Annotated in this window: 21 protein-coding genes; 13 read left to right on the top strand and 8 right to left on the bottom strand. The window is 67.6% G+C overall.

Translation table 11 applies throughout. The features are described 5' to 3' along the window. The first annotated feature begins 3 nt into the window (after positions 1 to 3). From creC to EGM71_RS06270, 6 genes are all read left to right on the top strand, one after another. Positions 4 to 1,464: a two-component system sensor histidine kinase CreC gene (creC, locus tag EGM71_RS06245; RefSeq protein WP_188488501.1), complete on the top strand. Its 1,461-nt coding sequence runs from the start codon at positions 4 to 6 to the stop codon at positions 1,462 to 1,464. Positions 1,465 to 1,545: 81 nt separating this feature from the next. After that, on the top strand, positions 1,546 to 2,865 hold the full coding sequence (gene creD, locus EGM71_RS06250) for a cell envelope integrity protein CreD (protein WP_049446333.1): 1,320 nt from the start codon (positions 1,546 to 1,548) through the stop codon (positions 2,863 to 2,865). A gap of 10 nt (positions 2,866 to 2,875) precedes the next feature. Further along, the gene (locus EGM71_RS06255) at positions 2,876 to 3,286 is read left to right on the top strand and encodes a hypothetical protein (protein ID WP_188488504.1); all 411 of its coding nucleotides are present in this window, start codon (positions 2,876 to 2,878) and stop codon (positions 3,284 to 3,286) included. 127 nt (positions 3,287 to 3,413) lie between these two features. Further along, entirely contained in the window at positions 3,414 to 5,006 is a 1,593-nt protein-coding gene (locus tag EGM71_RS06260) for a M20/M25/M40 family metallo-hydrolase (RefSeq protein ID WP_188488506.1), read from the top strand. 154 nt (positions 5,007 to 5,160) lie between these two features. Then, entirely contained in the window at positions 5,161 to 6,564 is a 1,404-nt protein-coding gene (gene gltX / locus EGM71_RS06265) for a glutamate--tRNA ligase (RefSeq protein ID WP_188488508.1), read from the top strand. 34 nt (positions 6,565 to 6,598) lie between these two features. Next, the gene (locus tag EGM71_RS06270) at positions 6,599 to 7,090 is read left to right on the top strand and encodes a Fur family transcriptional regulator (RefSeq protein WP_188488510.1); all 492 of its coding nucleotides are present in this window, start codon (positions 6,599 to 6,601) and stop codon (positions 7,088 to 7,090) included. 111 nt (positions 7,091 to 7,201) lie between these two features. On the opposite strand, the gene EGM71_RS06275 is transcribed toward EGM71_RS06270, so the two are convergent. The 4 genes from EGM71_RS06275 to EGM71_RS06290 form a co-directional block, all read right to left on the bottom strand. Beyond that, positions 7,202 to 8,356, bottom strand: a complete 1,155-nt coding sequence (locus tag EGM71_RS06275; RefSeq protein ID WP_188488511.1) for an HlyD family secretion protein — start codon at positions 8,354 to 8,356, stop codon at positions 7,202 to 7,204. 8 nt (positions 8,357 to 8,364) lie between these two features. Further along, entirely contained in the window at positions 8,365 to 10,038 is a 1,674-nt protein-coding gene (locus EGM71_RS06280) for an MFS transporter (protein ID WP_188488513.1), read from the bottom strand. Beyond that, complete coding sequence (locus tag EGM71_RS06285) at positions 10,038 to 10,604, bottom strand: TetR/AcrR family transcriptional regulator (protein ID WP_188488515.1); 567 nt, start codon at positions 10,602 to 10,604, stop codon at positions 10,038 to 10,040. The genes EGM71_RS06280 and EGM71_RS06285 overlap by 1 nt, the downstream gene beginning before the upstream one ends. A gap of 258 nt (positions 10,605 to 10,862) precedes the next feature. After that, positions 10,863 to 13,070: a TonB-dependent receptor gene (locus EGM71_RS06290; protein ID WP_188488517.1), complete on the bottom strand. Its 2,208-nt coding sequence runs from the start codon at positions 13,068 to 13,070 to the stop codon at positions 10,863 to 10,865. A 135-nt stretch (positions 13,071 to 13,205) separates the two neighbouring features. On the opposite strand from EGM71_RS06290, the gene EGM71_RS06295 reads away from it, so the two are divergent. Both EGM71_RS06295 and EGM71_RS06300 read left to right on the top strand, forming a co-directional pair. Continuing rightward, entirely contained in the window at positions 13,206 to 13,619 is a 414-nt protein-coding gene (locus EGM71_RS06295) for a MerC domain-containing protein (protein WP_008264835.1), read from the top strand. A gap of 110 nt (positions 13,620 to 13,729) precedes the next feature. Then, entirely contained in the window at positions 13,730 to 13,909 is a 180-nt protein-coding gene (locus EGM71_RS06300; protein ID WP_004150462.1) for a 30S ribosomal protein THX, read from the top strand. A gap of 119 nt (positions 13,910 to 14,028) precedes the next feature. Here the strand turns inward: EGM71_RS06300 and EGM71_RS06305 are convergent, their stop codons facing one another. The 3 genes from EGM71_RS06305 to EGM71_RS06315 form a co-directional block, all read right to left on the bottom strand. Continuing rightward, positions 14,029 to 15,279 carry an ectonucleotide pyrophosphatase/phosphodiesterase gene (locus tag EGM71_RS06305; RefSeq protein ID WP_188488519.1) on the bottom strand — a complete coding sequence of 417 codons (1,251 nt, stop codon included), beginning with the start codon at positions 15,277 to 15,279 and terminating at the stop codon, positions 14,029 to 14,031. Positions 15,280 to 15,729: 450 nt separating this feature from the next. Next, positions 15,730 to 16,221: a methylated-DNA--[protein]-cysteine S-methyltransferase gene (locus EGM71_RS06310; RefSeq protein ID WP_188488521.1), complete on the bottom strand. Its 492-nt coding sequence runs from the start codon at positions 16,219 to 16,221 to the stop codon at positions 15,730 to 15,732. Beyond that, complete coding sequence (locus EGM71_RS06315) at positions 16,218 to 17,696, bottom strand: DNA-3-methyladenine glycosylase 2 family protein (RefSeq protein WP_188488523.1); 1,479 nt, start codon at positions 17,694 to 17,696, stop codon at positions 16,218 to 16,220. Before EGM71_RS06315 ends, EGM71_RS06310 begins: the two co-directional genes overlap by 4 nt. Before the next feature lie 448 nt (positions 17,697 to 18,144). Between EGM71_RS06315 and EGM71_RS06320 the strand changes: the two genes are divergently transcribed. From EGM71_RS06320 to ubiM, 4 genes are all read left to right on the top strand, one after another. Beyond that, positions 18,145 to 19,308: a hypothetical protein gene (locus EGM71_RS06320; RefSeq protein WP_188488525.1), complete on the top strand. Its 1,164-nt coding sequence runs from the start codon at positions 18,145 to 18,147 to the stop codon at positions 19,306 to 19,308. Between the two features lie 58 nt (positions 19,309 to 19,366). After that, complete coding sequence (locus tag EGM71_RS06325; protein ID WP_188488527.1) at positions 19,367 to 19,912, top strand: DUF4019 domain-containing protein; 546 nt, start codon at positions 19,367 to 19,369, stop codon at positions 19,910 to 19,912. 11 nt (positions 19,913 to 19,923) lie between these two features. Next, a complete protein-coding gene (locus EGM71_RS06330; RefSeq protein WP_188488529.1) occupies positions 19,924 to 20,313 on the top strand; it encodes an MAPEG family protein in 390 nt (129 codons plus the stop codon). An 80-nt stretch (positions 20,314 to 20,393) separates the two neighbouring features. Continuing rightward, positions 20,394 to 21,572: a 5-demethoxyubiquinol-8 5-hydroxylase UbiM gene (gene ubiM / locus EGM71_RS06335; RefSeq protein WP_188488531.1), complete on the top strand. Its 1,179-nt coding sequence runs from the start codon at positions 20,394 to 20,396 to the stop codon at positions 21,570 to 21,572. 11 nt (positions 21,573 to 21,583) lie between these two features. On the opposite strand, the gene EGM71_RS06340 is transcribed toward ubiM, so the two are convergent. Next, positions 21,584 to 21,805 (bottom strand): RNA-binding S4 domain-containing protein, encoded by a 222-nt coding sequence (locus tag EGM71_RS06340; protein WP_012479588.1) that lies wholly within the window; start codon positions 21,803 to 21,805, stop codon positions 21,584 to 21,586. A gap of 266 nt (positions 21,806 to 22,071) precedes the next feature. Here EGM71_RS06340 and EGM71_RS06345 point away from each other — a divergent pair, with 266 nt between their 5' ends. Then, positions 22,072 to 24,018, top strand: a complete 1,947-nt coding sequence (locus EGM71_RS06345) for a DEAD/DEAH box helicase (protein WP_188488533.1) — start codon at positions 22,072 to 22,074, stop codon at positions 24,016 to 24,018. The last annotated feature ends 175 nt before the right edge of the window (positions 24,019 to 24,193 follow it).

Here is a 24,193-nt window from a genome sequence, read left to right on the forward strand (position 1 = left end):
CCGATGCGCCTGGTACTGAAGCTGTTCCTCGGCTTCTTCCTGATCACCGGTATCGCCGCGTTCTTCGTGATGCGCGTGTTCGTCAACGAGGTGAAGCCCGGTGTGCGCCAGGCGATGGAATCGACCCTGGTCGACGCCGCCAACGTGCTGGCCGAGATGGCGGCCGCCGACGTCAAGGACGGCACCATCCGCAGCGGCAGCTTCACCCGCAACCTGGCCAAGGCGCGGCAGCGCGACCTGAAGGCCATGGTCTGGCGTTTTCCCAAGCGCTCGCTCGATTACCGGGTGACCATCACCGATGCCAGGGGCATCGTCATCTACGACTCGCTGGGTCGCGACCTGGGGCGTGACAACTCGCGCTGGAATGATGTCTACCGCACCCTGCGCGGCGAGTACGGCGCGCGCTCCAGCCCCGAGACTGGCGGCGAAGAGGGCGACACGGTGATGCATGTGGCGGCCCCGGTATACGACCCGGCCGACGGGCGCACCCTGATCGGCGTGCTCAGCCTGGCCCAGCCCAACCGCAGCATCGATCCGTTCATTGCTGCCAGCCAGCGCGCCATCATCGAGCGCGGCGCGTGGTTGATCGGGTTGTCGGCGCTGGTCGGCGTGCTGGTGACGATGTGGCTCACCACCGGCCTCGGCCAGCTCAGCCGCTATGCACGCGCGGTCACCGCCGGCGAACCGGTGCCACCGCCTCGGCGGCGACGCGACGAGATCGGCGATCTCGGCCAGGCACTGGAAACGATGCGCCGCAAACTGGAGGGCAAGGCCTACGTCGAGCAGTACGTGCAGTCGCTGACGCATGAGATGAAAAGCCCGCTGGCGGCGATCCGCGGTGCTGCCGAGCTGCTGCAGGAGCCGCTGCCCGAGGCAGACCGCGTGCATTTCGCGCGCAGCATCGTCGACCAGCAGGAGCGGCTGACCGAGACCATCGACAAGCTGCTGGCGCTGGCCGAAGTGGAACAGCACGGCTGGCTGCAGACCCGCGATCCGATCGCGCTGCCAACGTTGCTGGCCGATGCGGCGGCGGCCGCGCAGGTGCGCGCGCAGGCGGCCGGTGTGCAGGTCCGCATCGGCAACGTGACCGACCTGCGCGTGCAGGGGGATGCCTATCTGCTGCGGCAGGCGCTGCACAACCTGATCGACAACGCCATTGCCTTCTCACCGGCCGGCGCGGACATCGCGCTGCAGGCCGAGGTGGACGGGCAGGGCGTGCGCCTGCAGGTGGCCGACCGCGGTACCGGTATTCCCGACTATGCGCGCGAACGGGTGTTCGAACGCTTCTATTCGCTGGCCCGCCCCGGCAGCGGGCGGCGCAGTTCCGGCCTGGGCCTGCCGTTCGTGCAGGAAGTGGCACGCCTGCATGACGGCCGCGCCAGTCTCGACCCCCGCGACGGCGGTGGCACCGTGGCCAGCCTGTGGTTGCCATTGGGTGTAGTGGGCCAGCGCCCGCGCCGCTGACTTCACACTCACTTCAAATTCGCCACAAACCCTGCTCACCGCAGCGGTCCATCCTGCAGCCCTCTCCAACGAGGATGGACCATGAAATCCCTGAAGATGCTGCTGAGGTTCGCCATTGTCGGCGGGCTGATCCTGTTGTTGCTGGTGCCGCTGATGATGATCCGCGGGGTCATCACCGAGCGCAGCCAGTACCGCGACGAGGCCTTTGCGCGAGTGGCCGACAGCCGTGCCGGCACGCAGCAGCTGGTGGGCCCGGTGCGGGTGGTGCCGTGGGTGGAACGCAAGCAGGTCGAGGTGGTTGACGCCCAGGGCAGCAAGAAGATCGAGGAGCAGGTCACCGAGGGCCACTGGCTGCAGATGCCGGCGTCGCTGGAGGTGGGCGGCGAGATGCTGCCGAGCCAGCGCGAAGTCGGCCTGTTCAAGGTGCCGGTGTACAGCTGGAACGGCCAGCTGAAGGCCACCTTCGCAGCAGACGACTATCCATCGAAGAGCGGCCGCAGCTACGGCGAGCCCTATGTAGCGCTGGGTGTTTCCGATGTGCGTGGCCTGGTCGGCACGCCGAACCTGCGCGTGGACGGCAAGCAGCTGCGGTTGCTGCCTGGCGTTGGTGCGGCCAGCGAAATCGGCCGTGGCCTGCATGCGCCGGTGAGCGGTCTTGCCTCGGATCAGGGCCTCTCCCTGGCTGCCAGCACCATCGAACTGGAGCTGCGCCTGGACGGCAGCCGCATGCTGTCGGTGGTGCCAGTGGGCGATGACACCCGCATCGCGCTGCGTTCGAGCTGGCCGCACCCGTCGTTCAGCGGCGCCTTCCTGCCCAACGAGCGGCGCGTCGATGCACAGGGCTTCGATGCACGCTGGGCCGTGTCCTCGCTGGCCTCCGACGCACAGCGCCAGCTGCGCAACGAGGGGCCGATCGATTCGCAGGCGGTGACGGTGTCGCTGGTCGATCCGGTCGATACCTATACCCAGGCCGACCGCGCCTCGAAGTATGGCGTGCTGTTCGTGCTGCTGACCTTCGTCGGCTTCATTTTGTTCGAGCTGATCAAGTCGCTGCGCATCCACCCGCTGCAGTACCTGATGGTCGGCCTGGCGCTGGCGATCTTCTTCCTGCTGCTGATCAGCCTGTCCGAGCACATCGCGTTCTGGAAGGCCTACCTGGTCTCGGCCGTGGCCTGCATCGGCCTGCAGGCGGTGTACCTGGCCAACGTGCTGGGCCATTGGAAGCGCGGCCTCGGCTTCGCCGCGCTGCTGACCGTGCTGTACGGCGCGCTGTATGGCCTGCTGGTGTCGGAGAACAACGCGCTGCTGATGGGGTCGCTGCTGCTGTTCGTGATCCTGGCGCTGGCGATGTGGGTGACCCGCCGGGTCGACTGGTACGCGCTCGGCGCGGACCTGAAGTAAGGAGCACGCCATGGGCTGGCGCCAGGGATTGCGGCAACGGGCACGGCAGGGCATTCCGGCCCTGCTGGAAGTGGATGCACTGCTGCAGGCACATGGCGTGCTGGCGGCCCTGCCGGGGGCACGGATCGCCCCCGGCCTGGTCCGCTTCCAGCTGGCGGCGGTGACCTGCGAGGGACTGCGGGGCAAGGGCCTGGCCTGGTTGCAGGGCGCGCGGCAGGGACGCGGCGCGGTGGCTGGGCGGGTGCCGCGCTACCGGCCATGGAAGGCCGGGGCGGACGCACTGACCGAAATCGGCATCGGCGGACTGCCCGATGACTGGCCCGCGCATGCGGCAGTGTACGGCTGCAGCAGTATCGACCGGCGGCACTGGTTGCTGCTGCTGCCGGAACGGGCGCAGCTGTGGCTGGGATGGAGCGGGTGATTCGGCTGTTCATCCACGCATGGCGTGGATCTACTGTCGCTGTCCATGACCGATGGGACGGTATCGGCGCGCTCCTGCTGGCTAGACTCGATGGGTTGATGAGCAGGCCGGAAGGCAGGGGTGCGATGTGTTGAAGTGGGGCGTGCTGGCCGTAGCGCTGGCGATGGGTGGCAATGCAGCGGCGCAGCAGCGCGAAACGGTGGACCTGGACATGGTCAGCCGCATCCGCCAGGAGGCGTTCCACCGTTCGCAGGTGATGGACACCTTCAGCTATCTCACCGAGCGCATCGGCCCGCGCCTGACCAACTCGCCCGCGATGGGCCGCGCCAATGCGTGGACGCGTGGCAAGTTCAACGAATGGAAGCTGGACAACGTCCACGACGAAGCCTTTGATGATTTCGGGCGTGGCTGGGAGTTCACTTCGGCCAGCGTGGAAATGCTGGGTGACCGCATCCAGCCGCTGCACGCGCTGCCGAAGGCCTGGACGCCGGGTACCCAGGGTCCGGTCGAAGGCGAGCTGGTGCAGGTCGAGATCAAGAAGCCTGAAGACATCGAGAAGTACCGCGGCAAGCTGCGCGGCAAGATCCTGCTGCTGGGCGAGGCGCGCGAGTACAAGCGCGGCACCGAGGCGGATTCGCATCGCCACGACGCCACCTCGCTGGAAGGCCTGCAGGAATTCCCCCTGCCGAAGGACAAGGACGTCACCGCCGAGCGCGCCAAGCGGGTCAAGGAGTACCAGGAACGCCAGCAGCTGGGGGCCAAGGTCAATGCGTTCTTCGTCGAAGAGGGCGCGCTGGCCTCGATCAGCATCAGCAGCTGGGACAACGGCATCATCCGGGTTGCCGGTGGTGGTTCGCGCAAGGCCGGTGAGTCGGTGGGCATCCCCGAGCTGGCGATGATCAGCGAACACTTCAATCCGCTGGTGCGCGCGCTGGAGGCCAAGCAGACCGTGCGCCTGCGCGTGGATGTAGCCGCGCGCTTCACCGACGAGGCCGACCAGCCTGGCTACACCACGCTGGCCGAGATCCGTGGCAGCAGCAGGCCCGATGAAGTGGTGATGATCGGTGCGCACCTGGATTCCTGGCACAGCGGTACCGGTGCGGCCGACAACGCCGCCGGCGTGGCGGTGATGATGGAGGCGATGCGCATCCTCAAGGCCACTGGCGCCAAGCCGAAGCGGACCATCCGCGTGGCGCTGTGGAGCGGCGAGGAGCAGGGCCTGATCGGCTCGCAGTCCTATGTGGCCAAGCATTTCGGTCGTTTCCCGGAACCCACCGACGCGGCGCAGAAGGCGCTGCCGGCGTCGCTGCGCGAGCCCACCGGCGCGCTGCAGAAGACCCGCGATTACAGCAGGTTCCAGGTCTACTTCAACATGGACAACGGCTCGGGCCGCTTCCGGGGCATCTACGCGCAGGAAAACCTGGCGGCGATGCCGATCTTCGAAGCCTGGCTGGCCCCGTTCCATGACGTGGGCGCCACCACCGTGGCCACCCGCAACACCGGCAGCACCGACCACATCAGCTTCGACCGCATCGGCCTGCCGGGCTTCCAGTTCATCCAGGACCGGCTGGACTACTTCACCAACGTCCACCACAGCCACCTGGACACCTGGGACCACGCCGAGCCGGAAGACCTGAAGCAGGCCGCGGCCATCGTCGCCTCGTTCGCCTACAACGCCGCAATGCGCGAGCAGCCCTTCCCGCGCAAGGTAGAACCGTAAAAGGGGACGGAGGGGAGTAAGTCGTTTCTCCCCTCCGTTTCCCGGTTGCAGCGCCCTGGGGCTGGGCAATCGCGACTTAATCCCCTCCGTCCCCTTTTTCCGTCGGGGGCGGAGGGCTGGTAAAATCGGGGGATTCCCGTTCCTCGAGCCGTCCATGACCTGCCGCACCCGCTTCGCCCCCAGTCCCACCGGCTACCTGCACATCGGTGGTGCCCGCACCGCGCTGTACTGCTGGCTGGAGGCCCGCCACCGTGGCGGCGAGTTCGTGCTGCGCATCGAGGACACCGACCGTGAACGCAGCACCCAGGGCGCGATCGACGCCATCCTGGAGGCGATGGAGTGGCTGGGCCTGGATTATGACGAGGGCCCGATCTACCAGACCGACCGCGTCGCCCGTTACCTGGAAGTGGCCGAGCAGCTGATCGCCGACGGCAAGGCGTACTACGCCTACGAGACCCGCGAAGAGCTGGACGCGATGCGCGAGGCCGCCATGGCCAGGCAGGAGAAACCGCGCTACAACGGCGCTGCGCGCGAGCTGGGCCTGCCGCGCAAGGATGACCCGAACCGCGTCATCCGCTTCAAGAACCCGCTGGAAGGCACGGTGGTGTTCGACGACCTGATCAAGGGCCGCATCGAGATCGCCAACAGCGAGCTGGATGACATGGTCATCTTCCGCCCGGACGGCTACCCCACCTACAACTTCGCGGTGGTGGTGGACGACTGGGACATGGGCATCACCGAGGTCATCCGCGGCGACGACCACATCAACAACACCCCGCGCCAGATCAACCTGTACGAAGGCATCGGTGCGCCGGTGCCGAAGTTCGGCCACATGCCGATGATCCTGGACGAGCAGGGTGCCAAGCTGTCCAAGCGCACCGGCGCGGCCGACGTGATGCAGTACAAGGACGCCGGCTACCTGCCCGACGCGCTGCTGAGCTACCTGGCCCGCCTGGGCTGGTCGCACGGTGACCAGGAGCTGTTCAGCCGCCAGGAACTGATCGACCTGTTCGACGTGAAGGACTGCAACTCCAAGGCCTCGCGCCTGGACATGGCCAAGCTGGGTTGGGTCAACCAGCACTTCCTGAAGACCGAGGACGTGGCCGCCATCGTGCCGCACCTGGTCTACCAGCTGCAGAAGCTGGGCCTGGACGTGGCCGCCGGCCCCGCCCCGGAGGACGTGGTGATCGCCCTGCGTGAACGCGTGCAGACCCTGAAGGAAATGGCCGAGAAGGCCGTGGTCTGGTACCAGCCGCTGACCGAGTACGACGAAGCGGCGGTGGCCAAGCACTTCAAGGCCGGTGCCGAGGTGGCGCTGGGCAAGGCCCGCGAGCTGCTGGCAGCGTTGCCGGAGTGGACCGCCGAGTCGGTGGGCGTCGCCCTGCACGACGCGGCCGCCGCGCTGGAGATCGGCATGGGCAAGGTCGCCCAGCCGCTGCGCGTGGCCATCACCGGCACCCAGGTCAGTCCTGACATTTCCCATACCGTATACCTGGCCGGCCGCGAGCAGGCCTTGAAACGCATTGATGTGGCCATCACCAAGGTAGCAACGGCCTGAGGCATCCTTGCCAGGCCCGAACCGGAGAACACGCATGCCCGCCAAGTCCGCCACTGCCTGTACCGCCCCGCACCACCACGTCCACGATGCAACGGATTTCGTGGCGGTGGTCGAGCGCGTCTCGCGCGAACGCGGGCTGCGCCTGACCCCAATCCGCGCCAACGTGCTGAAGCTGATCGCCGAGGCCGGCAAGCCGGTCAAGGCCTACGAGCTGCTGGAATGGGTGCGCAACGGCAAGGGCGTGGGCGCTGACGCCCCGCCCACCGTCTACCGCGCGCTCGACTTCCTGATGGCCAATGGCTTCGTGCACAAGCTGGAGTCGGTGAATGCCTTCGTGGCCTGCCATCACCCCAGCAGTGCCGCGCACTCGGTGCCGTTCCTGATCTGCAACAGCTGCCACAGCGCGGTGGAACTGGAAGACCGCGAGATCGTCACCCAGCTGGAGAAGCGGGCCAAGGAGCTGGGCTTCCAGCCGCAGGCACAGACCCTGGAAGTGCACGGCCTCTGCGCGCGCTGCGCCGGGTAACGCAACGGTAGTGCCGGCCGCTGGCCGGCATTTGGGAACTGGGGTCAGATCCCGTTGCCATTGGCAAAGGGATCTGACCCCGTTTCATATCGGCGCGACAGGGTCTGCGCCCTAGTCCATCGGCTTGGACCGCGGATCCACCCGCACGATCACTGACATGCCGGGCCGCAGCTGCGCGGCCAGCTTCTGGCCTTCATCGATCGATATCCGCACCGGCAGCCGCTGCACCACCTTGGTGAAGTTGCCGCTGGCATTGTCCGGGCGCAGCACGCTGAACTCCGACCCGGTGGCGGGCGCGATCTCCTGCACGCGGCCCCGCAGCACCTGGCCGTGGAATGCGTCCACCGAGAACGTGGCCGGCTGGCCGACGGCCATGCCCCAGGTCTGGCCTTCCTTGTAGTTGGCCACTACCCACAGCGTGTCAGGCACCAGGAACAGCAGCTGTGAACCGGCCGCGACGTACTGGCCCACGCGTACGCTGGCTTCGCTGATCTGGCCGTCGCGTGGTGCGTGGATCACCGTGTTGGCCAGATCAATGCGCGCCAGTTCGAGCTGCGCCTGCGCGCTTTCCACCTGGGCCTCCAGGCTCTTGCGCGCCACCTGGGTCGAGACCAGCGTTTCCTCGGCGATGCGGATCTGCGCCTGCGACTGCTGCACGCTGGCCTGCGCCGAGGCCTGGGTGGTGCGGAACTTGTCGCGGTCGTTGATCGATACCAGTTGTTGCGCGGCCAGCTCCTCGTAACGCTTGGTCTCGTTGCGCGAGCGCTGCAGTTCGGCCTGGCCGGCCGACAGCGTGGCCTGTGCGGAGGCGATCTGTGCACGGTTCTGCGCCTGCGACTGGTCCGAGTTGGCCAGTGCCGCGTGCGCACTGTCCAGTGTCGCCTGCGCCTGGGCGACACGCTGGGCATAGATGCGGTCATCGATGCGCAGCAGTGGCTCGCCCTGCGTCACATGCTGGAAATCCTTCACCAGCACTTCGGTCACGTAGCCGTTCACCTGCGGCGCCATCACCGTGATCTGGCCGCGCACGTAGGCGTTGTCGGTCACCATCACGCTGCTGGTGAACGGCCACAGGTGCCAGGCGCGCAGGATCAGCGCGATGCCCAGCAAGGCCACCACCACCATCACCACCACGCTGCGCGCGCTGGGCTTGAGGTACTTCGGCGCGACCGCGGGTTCTACCGGCGTGGGCGCGGGCGCCGCGTCGGTCGGCGGCGGTGGGGTGACGTTGTCGGTGTCGTCGGGTCGGGGCGGGACGGGAGGCATGGGGGGACTCAACGGGGCGCGGCCGGCGTGGCCGCTGCGGATAGGGTGGGCTGGCGCTTGCGCCATTGCTTGAGCACGGCGGTGCGCAGCGAGAGCAGCAGCAACCAGCACAGGAAGCCGATGGCCAACCAGCCGCTCAGCGTGAACACATCATTGAAGCCGCGTACATTGGCTTCGCGGCGCGCGGTCTGCGCCAGCTGCGCGCTGCCCTGCGCGCTGCGCAGCACCGGGTCGGTGATCTGCGCGCTGTACAGCTGCTGCTGGAGGCGCAGGCGTTGTGCCACCACCGGATCGGCCGGGTCGAGCTGGCTGGTCAGCGCGCTGGAATACAGCTGCTCGCGATGCAGCTGGAAGGTCCCCAGCACCGCCGAACCTGCCAGGCCGCCCAGGGTCTGCGTGATCGACAGCGTCACCAGGAAGGTGATCATGTGGTCCACGCCCTGTTTCAATGCGGCAGAGATGCCGAGCATGATCAGTGGACCCATGAACATGCCGGCACCGATCGAGGCCAGGAACTGGCTGGCGTAGAAGTCGTGCGGCCGGTCCAGGCTGGTGCGGTGCTGGTCGAAGAACGCGGCGGCGCCCAGCAGCAGGATCGCCATCAGCAGCTGGGCGATCAGCCGTTTCGGGCCGAAGGTCAGCGAAGCGCCGGCGATGCCGACGATCACCCCGGCCAGGATCACCACGAACAGCGGCCGCATCTGGTCAGGTCCCATGCCCAGCGTGCGCATCAGGTTGACCACGCCGTAGGACTGCTCGGTGGTGAGGAAGCGGATCAGGAACGCGCCGACGATGAAGTGCAGGACCGGCAGTGTCGACAGCCAACGGATCTGCAGCAGCGGATTGCGCCGGTAGTGTTCGATGATCAGTGCGACGGTGGTCAGCGCGATGGAGGCGATCAGCGCCCAGCCCAGCCACGGGGTGTTGAGCCACCAGCGCGTATAGCCCTGCGCCAGCACGATCACCAGCAGCGCGACCGCCGGCGCAAGCAGGGCGAAGGTGAGGAAGTCCAATGGCTCGAAGGCCTTCACCTGGATACCCGGCGGCAGCTTCAGCAGCACCACCGCCGCGAACGCGCACAGGGCCAGGCCGGCTTCGAACGAGTACAGCTGGTGCCACTGGCCGGTATCGACCAGGCCCGGCGATACGATCCAGGCAATCGGCACCGCCAGCTGCGAGAGGCCGACACCGATCACCAGCAGGTTGCCGGTGAACCGCCGTGGCAGCGCCTGCAGCATGTACAGCGTGCCCAGCGTCGAACAGGCCGCGCCAGCGAAGCCGCTGGCAGCACGGGTCAGCATCGTGGTCTCGAAGCTGCCGACGAACAGGTGCAGCACCGCCAGCGCTGCGTACAGGCCCAGTCCGATCTCCGCGAACAGGCGGATGCCGTACTGCTGGCGGAACTTGAAGGCCAGCAGGTTGGCGGTGACATTCACCATCGCATAGGCGGCCACCAGCCAGCTGCCCTGGGTCGGAGTAAGTGCCAGCTGGCCCTGCAGGAACGGCAGGTTGGCGGTGACCAGCGCATTGCCGAGGCCGCCGGTGATCGCCACCAGCAGCGACACCAGGGCATAGGCCACGCGTCGATAGGGCGGATGCCAGGGCATCGATGCCGAACCGGGCATGGTCGGCTTTTCGTGCTCCTCCCAATCCGGAACCGGCTTCAGATACGGCTGGACCATCAGCGCGCCTCGCTGGTTGCTCCCTGGAGACCCCCGCGCAGCAGCTGCAGGGCGCGCCCGGCCAGGTGGGCGCGCTCGTCGCGGGTCTTGCCGCGCAGGGCCGCGCCCAGCATGCCCGAGATCAGTGAAATATCCGTCTTCTCCAGGTCGGCACGGCACAGGCCGGCGGCCTTGGCGCGCTCGATCGGTGCTTCCAGCAGATCGCGTACGGTCTCGCGCGCGGTGCGCATGGCCGGAACATCGGAGTCGACCGCACGCCAGTAGTCGGCCAGCGCCGGCGAATCGATGATGCGCTGGGCCATGCCGTCGAACACCTCGAACAGGGCGTCGTCGCGGTCGCCGAGCTGTTCGACCTGGCGCCGGATGCGGTCGACCGTACGCTGCAGCAGCGCCTGGATCAGCGCGGTGCGGTCGGGGAAGTTGCGGTACAGGGTGGCGCGGCCCACCTGGGCGCGTTCGACCACCAGGTCCAGCGGGGCGGTGACGCCATGTTGGCCGAAGACATGATCGGCGGCGTCGAGGATGAGGGCACGGCGGGCAGCAGCATCGGCACGTTGGGCAGTCATGGAATTATTTTCGGACAAAAGTGTCCGTTTGGCGAGACATTGAGTGACGGGATTGTCCGCTTGTTGTCGTACGCACATCTTTGTGACGGGTGTGTGAGCGAGGGTGCTGCGACTTGTCCCACGCACAAAAGAACGGGGGGCCAGATGGCCCCCCGGGAGAGAGAACGGTGTTCATGCTGCGACCCCGCCACGTGTGGAAGGGCGGGGGTCACAGAGCCCTTTCCTGCGGAAAGGGATCCGCCCCCCCGTTACAGCCGATCAGAAGAACGCGCGGATGCCGAATGCGACGCCGCGGCCCGGCAGCGGCGAGTAGTCGCGCAGCAGCGAGGTATGCGGGCGCACTTCGCGGTTGGTCAGGTTGCTGCCATCCAGGAACACCTCGTAGCTGTTGCTGGCGTTGCGATCCCAGCGGTAGGCCAGGTGCGCGTCGACCAGGGTGTAGCCGTCGCTCGGTGCTTCGTTCTGGGCGACGTCCTTCTGGCGGCTGTAACGCACCGCACCGACCGAGGCGCGCCAGCCGTCCTTCGACCAGCGCAGGTCGGCGCCGACGCGGGCCGGAGCGATGCGCGGCAGGTAGCCGGTGTTGGCCAATTCCACCGAGTAGTTGTGGTTGTGGTCGCCATGCGGCACGGCGATGTCCAGGTTGCGGCTGCCGCTGCCATCCAGCTTGGCCTTCACGTAGTCGCCGAACAGGCGCAGATCCCAGTCACCGGCGCCGCCCTCGAACAGGTGCACCAGCGCTTCGGCCTCGGCACCGCGGAACACCGCGTCCTGCTGGGTCCAGGCGCGCACCGGCAGCCCCTCGGTAACGCCGGTGTCGGCCAGGTAGATGAAGTCCTTGAACTTCGTCTGGTAGACCGACGCCGAGAAGTCCAGGCGTTCGCTGTGGGTGTGGATGCCGAGCTCGATGCGCTGGCCGCGCTCGGTCTTCAGGTTGGCGTCGCCGATTTCCAGCGAGCGGGTGGCGATGTGCGCGCCGGCGGCATACAGCTCTTCGTTGGTCGGTGCACGCTCGGAGCTGTCCACGCCGATGCGTAGGTCAACGGCATCGTTGAGCTTCCAGATGCCGGCCGCAGACAGGTTGGTGGCACCGAACGTGCGGCGGCGGTAGTCACCGGTCGGGTCCAGCTTGACCTGGTCGTGGCGGCCGCCCAGTTCCAGCTTGAACGGGCCGAACTGCTTTTCCTGCAGCACGAACAAGCCGATGTTCTTCGTGCCGGTATCCGGTACGAACGCCTCCTCGCCCTTGGCGCCGAAATCACTGTTGCCGAACTGCAGGCCGAAGGCGCCGTCCCAGCCGCCGATCTGCTGCTGCACGGCTTCCAGGCGCGCTTCGATGCCGCGGTTGGTGAAGCGGGTCGACGGCGTGCCGGCCTCCAGCTCCACGTGCTCGTAGTCGGTGTAGGCCACGCGTGCGTTGATGTTCTTCAGGAACGAGACCGGGTTGTAGATGCCGGCCTTGGTCTCGAAGCGGTTCTGCACCATGTCGATGCGCACGTCATGCTCGTCGCCGCCTTCCTCTTCATCACCATGGTCGTGACCGTGGTCATGGCCATGATCATCACCGTCAGCGTGCACGTGCGCGCCATTGGGAATGCCATAGTTGGTGCGGTAGGTGCTGGCCGACACACCGAAGTAGCCGCCGTCGCCCAGCCACGTTGCGCCGACGCCACCGGCGCGGGTGCGGATCGAACTGTTGTCGAGGCGGCCGCGGCGCGGCTCTTCGCCTTCCTCGCCCGCGTGGTCATGGTCGTGGTCGTCGTGATGGTCTTCAAGGCTGTCGATCACCGCGTAACCGGGAATGCGGTAGTCGTCGCCGTTGCGGACCAGGCCATCCACATGCAGCACGACGTTGCCGCTGACGCCGTCGAGGCGGAACATGCCGCTGCGTTCATTGTTCACCGAATTGCCACGCAGCTCGGCGCGGCCGCTGAGCGGGCGCTCCGGCAGTTCGCGCGCGATGCGGCCGTCGACCACGTTGACCGCACCACCGATGGCGCCGCTGCCGAACAGCAGCGTCGCCGGCCCCTTCAGCACTTCGATCTGGTCGGCCAGGAACGGCTCGATGCTGGTGGCGTGGTCGGCACTGACCGTGGAGGCGTCCATGTTGCCCATGCCGTTGGACAGCACGGCCACGCGCGGGCCTTCCTGGCCGCGGATGATCGGGCGGCCGACGCCGGGGCCGAAGAAGGTGCTCTGCACGCCGGGCAGCTTGGCCACCGTATCGCCGAGGGTGCCGGCCTTCTGCTCGTCCAGGCGCTCACCGGCCAGCACGTCCACCGGGCGCGCCAGGGATTCGGCATCGCCCTGCAGCGGCGACGCGGTGACCTGCACCGACGACAGTTCGGTCAGGTGGCGGTCACGATGGGAGGTGTCCTGGCCGGCTGCAAAGGCGACGGACGGCAACAGGGCGGCGAGGGCCAGGGCCAGGGAATGCGGCTTGAGCCGTGGGGTGTGGGCGGGCATGGACGGGTCCTTTGTTACAATGTATCAATCACGGGGCGCACGAATCCCGTCGATGGGACAGGGGGAGGGAAACCGTGCGGGTCGGAGAGGGATGTTATATTATTCCATAACGATTCGCCGACCCTGCTGGAAGTCATGTCCCTGTCCTCACGCCTGCGCCACCTGCTCGACCGTTTCGGTGCCACTGGTTCGATGCTGTGCGCGGTGCATTGCGCGGTGATTCCCGTGCTGCTGGCGGCGGCGCCGTCGTTGGGGCTGTCGTTCTGGCTGAGCGACGGGGTTGAACAGGCGCTGGTGGTGTTCGTGACCCTGCTCGGGCTGTTCAGCCTGGTCTGGGGCTATCGCCGCCACGGTGCGCTGCGCGCGCTGGGCTTCCTGATTCCCGGCCTGGTCGCGCTGTGGGCAGGCGTGCTGTACGACCCGCTGCACCACAATGCAGTGCCGCACGCGGTGGTGATGACCATCGGCGGCCTGCTGGTGGGTGTTGCGCACCTGGTCAACCTGCGCCTCAACCACGGCCACGTGCACGACGCCAGCTGCGCGCACTAGGCGCTCCGTGATAGGCTTTCCGATCGTGCGCGGGGGCGTCCAGCAAGGCGGCCCCGCCGAACCCGTGTCAGTACGGGGTAACCAGATTTCACACTTGAGGAGTTGAAGACATGGGTAAGGGTGACCGCAAGACCGCCAAGGGCAAGCGCTACAACGCCAGCTACGGCAACGCCCGTTCGCACACCGCGAGCAAGGTCGCCGTAGGCGCCGCCGCCCCGGTTGCCAAGAAGACCGTGGCCAAGGCTCCGGCGAAGAAGGCTGTGGCGAAGAAGGCCGTCGCCAAGGCCTGATCCGGCCGACCGACCGGTCCAAAGAAAACGCGGCGCCTGGCGCCGCGTTTTTTTATGCCTGTCCGCAGGCCGGCGTACGCTGTTGTAGAGCCGAGCCCGTGCCCGGCTCTACAACCCGATCAGCGCAGCGCCTTCTGCAACGTCTCCGCATTGCCGTCGTTCGGCGCGGCCGGCACCTGAAGCAGCTGGGCCAGCAATGGGTAGACATCCACGTTGTCGAAACCATCGATCACCAGGCCCTGGCGGAACGACGGGCCACTGGCCACGAACACCGCGCGCATGGAGGGCAGGGCGTTGTCGTAGCCATGCGAACCACGGTCCTGCTTTGAGCGCTTGGCGATCTTCTCGCGATGCAGCGCGTCCCAGCCTTCATCCATCGCGCAGACGATGGCCGGAACCCGCGGATGCGTACCGTAGTGCCAACGCGCCGGCAGGTTCTCCTTCTTCCAGCACTCGTAGTGCGCATGGCGGCCGAGCAGTGCACGCTCGGCCTCGGCTTCGCGGCCCGCGACCGGCGCGAAGCCCACCGACTGGCCCTGGCTGACATTGCGCGCGATGGCCGGATCGGCCATCGATTCGGTGGCGATCACGTGGCCGTCGGCGACGCTGGCCATGCCATGGTCGGACACCACGATCACATTGGTGGTGGCGGCCAGGCCGCGCTGCTGCAGGCCGTCGAGCACCTGGCCGACGATCAGGTCGGCGCGCGCGATGGCGTCGGCGTACTGCTTCGATCCGGGGCCGTAGTGGTGGCCGGCCTTGTCCACGTGCTCCATGTACAGCGTGGTCAGGCGAGGTGCATCGGCGTCGGTCTGGGCCAGCCAATCGAGCACGATGCCGGCGCGCTGCTCCAGAGGTTCCTTGCCGTCGTAGACGCGCCACTGGCTTGGGCGCACACCGCGGATTTCCGATTCACTGCCCGGCCATGACGTGGTGGCCGTGCGCACGCCGGCGTTCTCGGCGCCGACCCAGATCGGTTCGCCGCCCCACCATGCACTGGTGGTGACTGCCTCGCGATTGCCCAGCTCAAAACGGCCAAGTACTTCATCGTCCATGCTGTTGTTGACGATGCCGTGGTGGTCCGGGCGCAGGCCGGTGACGATGGTGTAGTGGTTGGGGAAGGTCAGCGAAGGGTAGGACGGTGTCATCCAGCGGGCGCGCACGCCGCCGTCGATCATCCGCTGCAGGTTCGGGGTGAGCCCGCGGTCCAGCGCATCGGCGCGCAGGCCATCGATGGAGATCAGCAACAGCTTCGGCGGTGCAGCCGCAGCGACGGACGTGGGAACGGAGGCGGAAGGGGCGGGCGCGGTGGTGCAGGCAGCCAATGGCAGCAGCAGCGCCAGCGAACAGGTCAGGCGTACGGAAGTCATCCGTGCATGATAAGCCGGTGCAATGACGTACCAAAGACACGCTGCGGCGAAGGGCACAGCGTGTCCGCGCACTTTTCCTTATCCCCCCGCCATCGGCGCGCCCCCTTGAACAACAAGGGAGCCTTTCTCCAGACATATTCCTGATGCCTCCATCCACGCATGGCGTGGATCTACCGTGTTGACCAAGGTCGACACCTACCAGCGGCCGCGCAGTACGCCGTCCCGGCAGATGGCAGGAGCCTGTCGAAGGCGGGGTGGGTCCGGTTGCGGGGGTGTCCGCGGCATGGATGCCGCGGCCAAGCCCCCAACGACGGGTTTACGGCGTCCCCCGCAACCGGACCCACCACGCCATCCCACGGAATGCTGCTGTTGTTTCGGCTGTTGTTTCGGCTGTTGCTTCGGCTGTTGCCGTTGCCTCTGCGGGGGCCGGGCGCAGCCCGGCCAGCCCTCTCAGGCGAACAGCGGGGCCTGGCGTTGTTCCAGCCGCAGCAGCGCGGCCTTGGTTTCCAGGCCGCCGCCAAAGCCGGTCAGCGCGCCGTTGCTGCCGATCACGCGATGGCAGGGCAGGATGATCGGCAGCGGATTGCGGCCATTGGCCGCGCCCACCGCACGGGTCGCGCTGGGCTGGCCCAGGTGTTGCGCCAACTGCAGATAGCTCCAGGTCTGGCCGAACGGAATCAACGCCAGCGCCTGCCACACGCGTAGCTGGAACGGCGTGCCACGCGGCGCCAGTTCAAGGTCGAAGCTGTTGCGCTCGCCGTGCAGGAACTGCAGCAGCTGTTCGCGTGCCTCCGGCAGTGCATCCGGGGCGTAATGCCAGTCATCGCGCCCGCGTGCGGGGTGACGGTTCTCCGGGAACAGCACATGCGAAAGACCGCGCTCGTCACCGGCGATGGTCAATACGCCGATCGGGCTGTCGAAACGATCGAACAACAGGGTCATGTCGGTTCTCCAACGAAGGTGCCGGACAGGTGCCACAGGTGCAGCACGGCATAGGCGCGCCACGGGCGCCAGGGTTGCGAGCGCGCTTCGGTCGCACGTTCGCTCAGGCGCTGGCCCTGTGCGTGGCCGAGGACCTGCTGCAGCACCAGGTCGCCGGCCGGGAAGGCATCGGGCTGGCCGAGTCCGCGCAGAGCGATGTACTGCGCGGTCCACGGACCGATGCCGGGCAGTGCCACGCAGCGGGTAACGAACTCCTCCAGTGCCTGGCCGGGTCCGAAGTCGAGCTGGCCGCTGGCGCAGGCGGCGGCCAGTGCGCGCACGGTGGCTGCGCGGCTGCGCGGCAGGCCGATTGATTCCAGCGGCGCCTCGGCCAGTACCTCGGGCGCCGGAAACTGGCGATCAAAGTCGGACGGCATGCCTGGCAGGTGCGCGCCATAGGCATCGACCAGGCGCCGTGCGAAGGTGGTGGCCGCGGCCACGCTGACCTGCTGCCCGAGCACGGCACGCACGCCCACTTCGAAGCCATCCCAGCCGCCGGGAACGCGCAACCCGGGGCGTTCGGCAATGCCGCGTGCCAGCAGGGGCTCTTCACCCAGCGCGGCATGCACCTGCTGCAGATCGGCATCCAGATCGAACACGCGACGTACGCGGCGCACGATGTCGGGGATCAGACGCGGATCCACCGCTCCCAGCTGCAGGCGCAGCTCCGGGCGCTTCGGGTCGGCAGTGACGCGCAGCAGGGTGGGGCGCTCGGCTGTGCCGAGTACGCGCTGGTAGCTGTCCTCATCGATCAGTTCGATGCCGGGCAGGCTGCGTTTGCGCAGGAAGGCCAGCATGCGCGGGAAATCCAGTGGCGGCCGGTAGGCCAGGCGCAGCACCAGGCAGCCATCGTCAGCGGCCAACGGCTGGTGCTGGCGACGCAGTGCGGTGGGTGCCATGCCGCAGCCCTGCAGGAAGGCAGTATTGAAGCGACGCAGGCTGTTGTAGCCGGCGGCCAGCGCGACGTCGGTCACCGCCAGCGTGGTCTCGGTCAGCAGCTGCTTGGCCAGCAGCAGGCGATGGGTGGCATGGATCTGCCCCGGCGTTGCGCCCAGATGTTCGACGAACAGGCGCTGCAGCTGCCGCGCGCTGAGGCCGAGCTTCGTTGCAAGATCGGCCACCGGCTGCTCCTGCAGGAAGCCCCCCTGGATCAGCGCCAGTGCGCGCTGCACGGTCTGCCCAGCGAGTGCCTGCTGCGCCTGCGGCGCCAGTTCGGGACGGCAGCGCAGGCAGGGTCGGTAACCGGCGGCCGCGGCCGCGGCGGCGGTCGGGAAGTAGGTGATGTTGCGCGGCTTCGGTGGTGGTGCCGGGCACACCGGACGGCAATAGATGCCGGTGCTGCGCACGGCGGTGAAGAACACGCCGTCGAAGCGGGCGTCGCGGGCCAGGCGGGCGCGGTCGCAGGCGGCGGTGTCGAGGGCGAGGGCGGTGTCCATGGCGCCAGTCTAGGCGGGTGCGGGTGGGGATACTCGCCACATTCGGACATGGATGCTGGAGAGGGTACTGGCAGGGCTTGCAGCCCTGCACCCGCAACGTCACCGTCAACGTCTCAATCAAAAGCTGGCAGTCCGTAGGATGGTGGGGCGGTGTGGGCTGGCAGGACACGCCGTAAACCCGTCCATGGGGGCTCGATGGCGCCATCCATGGCGCCAACGGTCCTGCCAGCCCACATCGCCCCACCTCTGACAGTTGGTCGCTGCAGTTGGTGGGTGCCGACCGTTGGTCGGCACGCTTTGCCGTTGGTAGGTGCCGACCGTTGGTAGGTGTCGACCTTGGTCGACACGCTTTTTCCCCATGGGTCAGAAGGGGTTCAGTGCCACGCGCTGAATGCGCGGCCTGGACGGGTAGACTGTGGCTCTTGCTCAGATGAAGACTGGTTGCCCGATGTCCGCCAAACTCCGCTGGTTGCCCCTGTTGTGCCTGGCCCTGGCGGGCTGCAGTCAGCTGGAGAATCCGGGCAATGTGACCGCTGCCGACAAGGCGGCGCGGGCGCCAGCCAGCGATGGCGAAAACATGGTGTCGATCAATGCGGCCGACGCGCCACCCCCGCCAGCGCCGCCGCGCAGCCGGGCGGATCGGCCATGGCCGCAGGCGCAGCTGGAGAATGGCCGCGCCTGGGTCAGCTGCAGCACGGAATATGCTGGCGATGCCGGCGACGGCGTCGAGCTGGAAGGCCTGCAGCGCGAGCAGATCACCCAGGCCCTGGCGCCGTGCGCCGAGCGTGGCCTGATGCGCGTGCGTTACGCCGGCAAGATCAACCCGGGCTTCGCCGAGATGATGTGGCGACTGGCCGTGGTCGCCGACGATCAGAAGATCCACAAGCGCATCCTCGATCTGGATTCCAGCGGCGGCCAGGTGGAATCGGCGATCGTCGCCGGTGACAGCATCGGTGAATCGGGCTGGACCATCTGGGTCCGCGAGGGCTCGATCTGCCACAGCGCCTGCGTGTTCGTGCTGGCCGCTGGTGACAACCGCCTGCTGTCGGGCAAGGTCGGCATCCACCGCATGATGCGCATCAGCTCCAAGGCCACCTCGCGCGCGGAACTCAACCGCGAGCTGCACGAGGTCTACGACAACGTGAAGGACTACCTGCAACGCAACGGCGTGGCGGTAGGTGTGGCCGACCTGATGATGACCGTGCCCAACCGCAGCCTGCGCCTGCTGACGCCGGACGAGCTGCGCCAGTACGGCCTGGATGGCACCAACGCAGTGCAGGACGATCTGGAGCGGATCAAGCAGATGCGCGCCTGCGGCGATGATTTCGTGCAGCGCAAGGACGCGTTCCTGATTGCCTTCGACCAGCAGTGCAAGCGCGAAGGCGCCGACATGGAATCGATCAACAGCTGCGGCCAGGCACTGAAGCAGCGCTTCGGTTTCCCGGATGCGGTATGCCCGGAAGAAAGCCCGCTGTCGGAGATCGATGTGGCAACGTTGCCGCCGGCACCGTCGGAGCCGCCGCCGGTGGCCGAACAGGCGCCGGCAGACGCCGGCACGCCTGCCGCGCAGGCCGATGCCGCAGCGGTGGAAGGCAGCGCCCACGCGCGCTGACGAACAGCTCACTGCGCTGGCGTAGACTGCGGTTCTTTCCCGAGAACCGGCGGTGTCCATGAAGCGCGTGCTCCTGCTGCTGTCCCTGCTGCCCCTGACTGCATTGGCGCAGGTACCTGCGCCGGCCACGCCTGCGCCGGCCCCGGCACGCCCGGCCCCTGCATCGCCGGCGGCTGCGAAACCAGCCACGGCCGGCGCACCGGCGTTGACTGCCGCGCAGCAGGCGCAGGTGCAGAAACAGGACGCGGAAATGGGCGCGGCCGCAGTGAAGGCGGCGCAGCTGGTTGATGCCAACCGAGCCGGTGAATTGTGGGATGGCGCTTCGGCCGTCGCGCGCCGTGCAGTACCGAAGGCCGCCTTCGTCAGCCAGTTGACCACCGAGCGCACGCGCCTGGGTGCGCTGGCCGGGCGTGGCCAGCCGACCATTACCCGGGTCAAGTACAGTGCTGGCGCCGCGGTGCCGGAAGGTCTGTACATCAACGTCAGCTTCCCGACCCGATTCGCCAACAGCGCGCAGCCGGTGCGCGAGCTGGTCTCGTTCCGTTTCGACGAGGACCAGGTGTGGCGCCTGGCCGGCTACAGCCTGCGTGCGTCGGCACCCTGAGGAGATGAACGATGGCAACTGAACTGACAATGCTGGCCTGGTCGATCGTGCTCGGCTTCGTCTACATCTTCGCCACCTCCACCGTGGTCACCCGCGAACGCGGGATGAAGTGGAATGCTTCGGCACGCGATGGCGACGCAAAGCCGGTCAGCCCGCTGGCCGGGCGCCTGCAGCGTGCGCAGGCCAACTTCCTGGAAACCTTCCCGTTCTTCGCCGCCGCGGCAATTGCGGTGGTGCTGGCCGGGCGCGGCAACGACACCACGGCGTTGGCCGCGCAGGCCTACTTCTGGGCGCGCGTGGCCTACCTGCCGCTGTATGCCGCAGGCGTGCCCTATGTGCGCAGCCTGGTCTGGGCGGTGTCGCTGCTGTCGATCCTGGCGCTGGTGTTCGCGTTGTTGTGATCCCGACCTGATCCAGATCAAGGCTGGTCAGGCGCGCGGCGCTATGCTGGCCCGGACTGAATCAACGGCAGGAGGCGCGCATGCGCAGGATGGACGTGGTGGTGGTCGGCGCCGGACCGGCGGGTCTGTGTTTCGCGCGTGCGCTGGCCGGTAGCGGCCTGCAGGTCGGGCTGGTCGAAGTGCAGCCGCGCCAGGCGCTGGCCGAGGCAGCCTTCGATGGCCGCGAGATCGCGCTGACCCATGCCTCGCGGCAGAGCATGGAGCAGCTGGGGCTGTGGCAGCGCCTGCCGCAGGCCGAAGTCGCTGAACTGCGCGATGCCAAGGTGATGAACGGCGGCTCGCCGTTCGCGCTGACCTTTGCCAGCAGCCAGGTCGACGGCCAGCCGCTGGGCTGGCTGGTGCCCAACCATCTGATCCGCCGCGCTGCATGGGATGCCGTGCAGGGCCAGGACGGCCTGGAACTGTTCGATGGGCGCAAGGTGCAGGGCGTACAGGCCGATGCACAGGGGCATATGGTCAAACTCGATGACGGCAGCCAACTTCATGCGCGGCTGCTGGTGGCCGCTGACAGCCGCTTCTCCGCCACCCGCCGCATGCTTGGCATCGGTGCGCAGATGCGCGACTTCGGCAAGTCGATGCTGGTGTGCCGCATGCAGGTCGAGCGCGACCATCACCACACCGCCTGGGAGTGGTTCGGCTACGGCCGCACGATGGCGCTGCTGCCGCTGAACGAGGGCCAGGCGTCGGCTGTCATCACGCTGCCGCCGCGGCAGATCGAGGAGCTGCTGGCAATGGACGAGGTGGCCTTCGGTGAGGCCATCAGCGGTTGCTTCGAACACCGCCTGGGCCGCATGCAGCCGGTGGCCACGCCGCAGGCGTATCCGCTGGTGGGTGTGTACGCGCACCGTTTTGTCGGCGAGCGTTCGGCGCTGATCGGCGATGCCGCAGTCGGCATGCACCCGGTCACCGCACATGGCTTCAACCTGGGACTGGCCAGCGCGCAGCGGTTGGCGCAGGGCATCGTCGAGCAGCAGCGTCGCGGTGCCGACATTGCCGCCGCCGGCATGCTGGCCAGCTACCAGCGGGGTCATCGACTGGCGTCGCGGCCGCTGTACGAGGCCACCAATGCGATCGCCAGCCTGTACACCGACGATCGCCGTCCGGCGCGCCTGCTGCGGGCGGCCGGCCTTCGCCTGGCGCAGGGCGTGGCACCGTTCAGGCAGCTGATTGCCTCGCACCTGACCCAGCGCGTGGCCTGAACTGCTTCAGATCAGCCGGCGGCCAGCACCCGGATCTGGCTGTCGGCGAACTCGACCACCTGGCCTGCGCGGATCTTGCAGGCCTTGCGCAGTTCGACTTCGCCGTCGACCCGCACCTGGCCGTCGCTGATGACCATCTTGGCCTCGCCGCCACTGGTGACCAGGTCGGCCAGCTTGAGCAGCTGCTTGAGTTCGACGTAGTCGCCGTCGAGGTCGAATTCGAGAATCTGCATGGAGCGGGGTTCCTGGAAAGAGGGCGCGGGCCAGCGGCCGGGCCGGGAAGAGGGCGCGTATTGTGCGCCAGCGCGGGGCATGACGGCACGCGCACGGAAAGCTGTACGCCTCGTTCAGGATCAATGCGGTATCATTCCGCTCTGAGCGAGTGAAATCTCCTCCGACCGAGCAGCGCCAGGGCACGCGATAAGAAGGGCGCCCAAAGCGCGGACCATCCCTTTTTTATCGCACTGCCAGGAAGACGGCAGTGCCTTCGGAGTTCCCCATGTCCCAAGATTCCCAAGCGCCGCTGCAGTTTGCGCAGCTCGGCCTGTCCGAGCCCGTGATGCAGGCGGTCACCGCCATCGGCTACGAAACCCCGTCGCCGATCCAGGCCGCCACCATCCCGGCGATGCTGGAAGGCCGCGACGTACTCGGCCAGGCCCAGACCGGTACCGGCAAGACCGCAGCCTTTGCACTGCCGGTACTGTCCAACATCGACCTGCAGCAGATCAAGCCCCAGGCCCTGATCCTGGCGCCGACCCGTGAGCTGGCCATCCAGGTTGCCGAGGCATTCCAGTCCTACTCGTCGAAGATCCCCGGTTTCCGCGTGCTGCCGGTGTACGGCGGCCAGCCCTACGGCCAGCAGCTGTCGGCCCTGCGCCGCGGCGTGCACATCGTGGTCGGTACCCCCGGCCGCGTGATCGATCACCTGGACCGCAGCACCCTGGACCTGTCCGAGCTGAAGACCCTGGTGCTGGACGAAGCCGATGAAATGCTGCGCATGGGCTTCATCGACGACGTCGAAGCCGTGCTGAAGAAGCTGCCGGAGCAGCGCCAGGTGGCCCTGTTCTCGGCCACCATGCCGCCGCAGATCCGCCGCATTGCGCAGACGTACCTGCAGGACCCGGTCGAAGTCACCATCCAGGCCAAGACCACCACCTCGGCCAACATCCGCCAGCGTTACTGGTGGGTGAGCGGCATGCACAAGCTGGACGCGCTGACCCGCATCCTGGAAGTCGAGCCGTTCGACGCGATGATCATCTTCGCGCGCACCAAGGCCGGCACCGAAGAACTGGCCAGCAAGCTGCAGGCCCGTGGCCTGGCCGCTGCCGCCATCAACGGTGACATGCAGCAGGCCCAGCGTGAGCGCACCATCGCCATGCTGAAGGAAGGCAAGCTGGACATCCTGGTCGCCACCGATGTGGCTGCCCGCGGCCTGGACGTGGAGCGCATCAGCCACGTGCTGAACTACGACATCCCGTACGACACCGAAAGCTACGTGCACCGCATCGGCCGTACCGGTCGTGCCGGCCGCAGCGGCGAGGCGATCCTGTTCGCTACCCCGCGCGAGAAGGGCATGCTGCGCCAGATCGAGCGCGCCACCCGCCAGCCGATCGAAGAGATGCAGCTGCCGAGCGTGGAAGCAGTCAACGACACCCGCATCAACAAGTTCACCTCGCGCATCAGCGAAACCCTCGGCGCCGGTGGCCTGGACTTCTACCGCCAGCTGCTGGAGCGTTTCGAGAACGAGCAGAACGTGCCGGCCATCGAAGTGGCTGCCGCGCTGGCCAAGATGCTGCAGGGTGACACCCCGTTCCTGCTGCAGCCGCCGGTGCGTGCCCCGCGTGAAGAGCGCGCGCCGCGCGAGCGTTTCGACCGCGGCGACCGTCCGGAACGTGGTGATCGCTTCGACCGCAACGAGCGTGGTCCGCGCTTCGAGCGTGGCCCGCGTCGCGACGACGCCGAAGGTGGTTTCGAGCAGCGTCCGCGCCGTGAGGTCCCGCCGCGTGGTGCACCGGAGCAGGGCATGGAGACCTACCGTATTTCGGTCGGTCACCAGCATGGCGTGAAGCCGGCCAACATCGTCGGCGCCATTGCCAACGAAGCCGGCCTGGAAAGCCGCTTCATCGGTCGCATCGACATCCACGACGACTTCTCGCTGCTGGACCTGCCGGCGCAGATGCCGTCGGACGTGCTGTCGCACCTGCAGAAGGTCTGGGTGTCCGGCCAGCAGCTGCAGATGCGTGCGCTTGCTCCGGGTGAAGACACCAACCCGGCCCCGCGCCCGTTCAAGCCGCGCTTCGACAAGCGCGGTCCGGGTGGCCCGGGCGGCCCGCGTCGTAGCGGCCCGGGTGGTCCGGGTGGCCATGGTGGCGACCGCGGCGGTGACCGCGACAGCCGCCCGCCGCGTCGTGACGGCTTCAAGCCGCGCGGCCCGCGCAGCTTCTAAGCCGCGCCCGCAGCCGTCCTGAACAACGCCAGCTCCCGGGCTGGCGTACAGAAAAAGGGGACGGAGGGGATTAAGTCGTATATGGCTGGCCATGCGCCTATGCCGAAAACGACTTAATCCCCTCCGTCCCCTTTTTCGCATGGTCAACACATTGCCGGTCCTAGGCTGAGCCAGT

The organism is Stenotrophomonas maltophilia (assembly GCF_006970445.1).
GTDB classification, from domain to species: Bacteria; Pseudomonadota; Gammaproteobacteria; order Xanthomonadales; family Xanthomonadaceae; genus Stenotrophomonas; species Stenotrophomonas maltophilia_AU.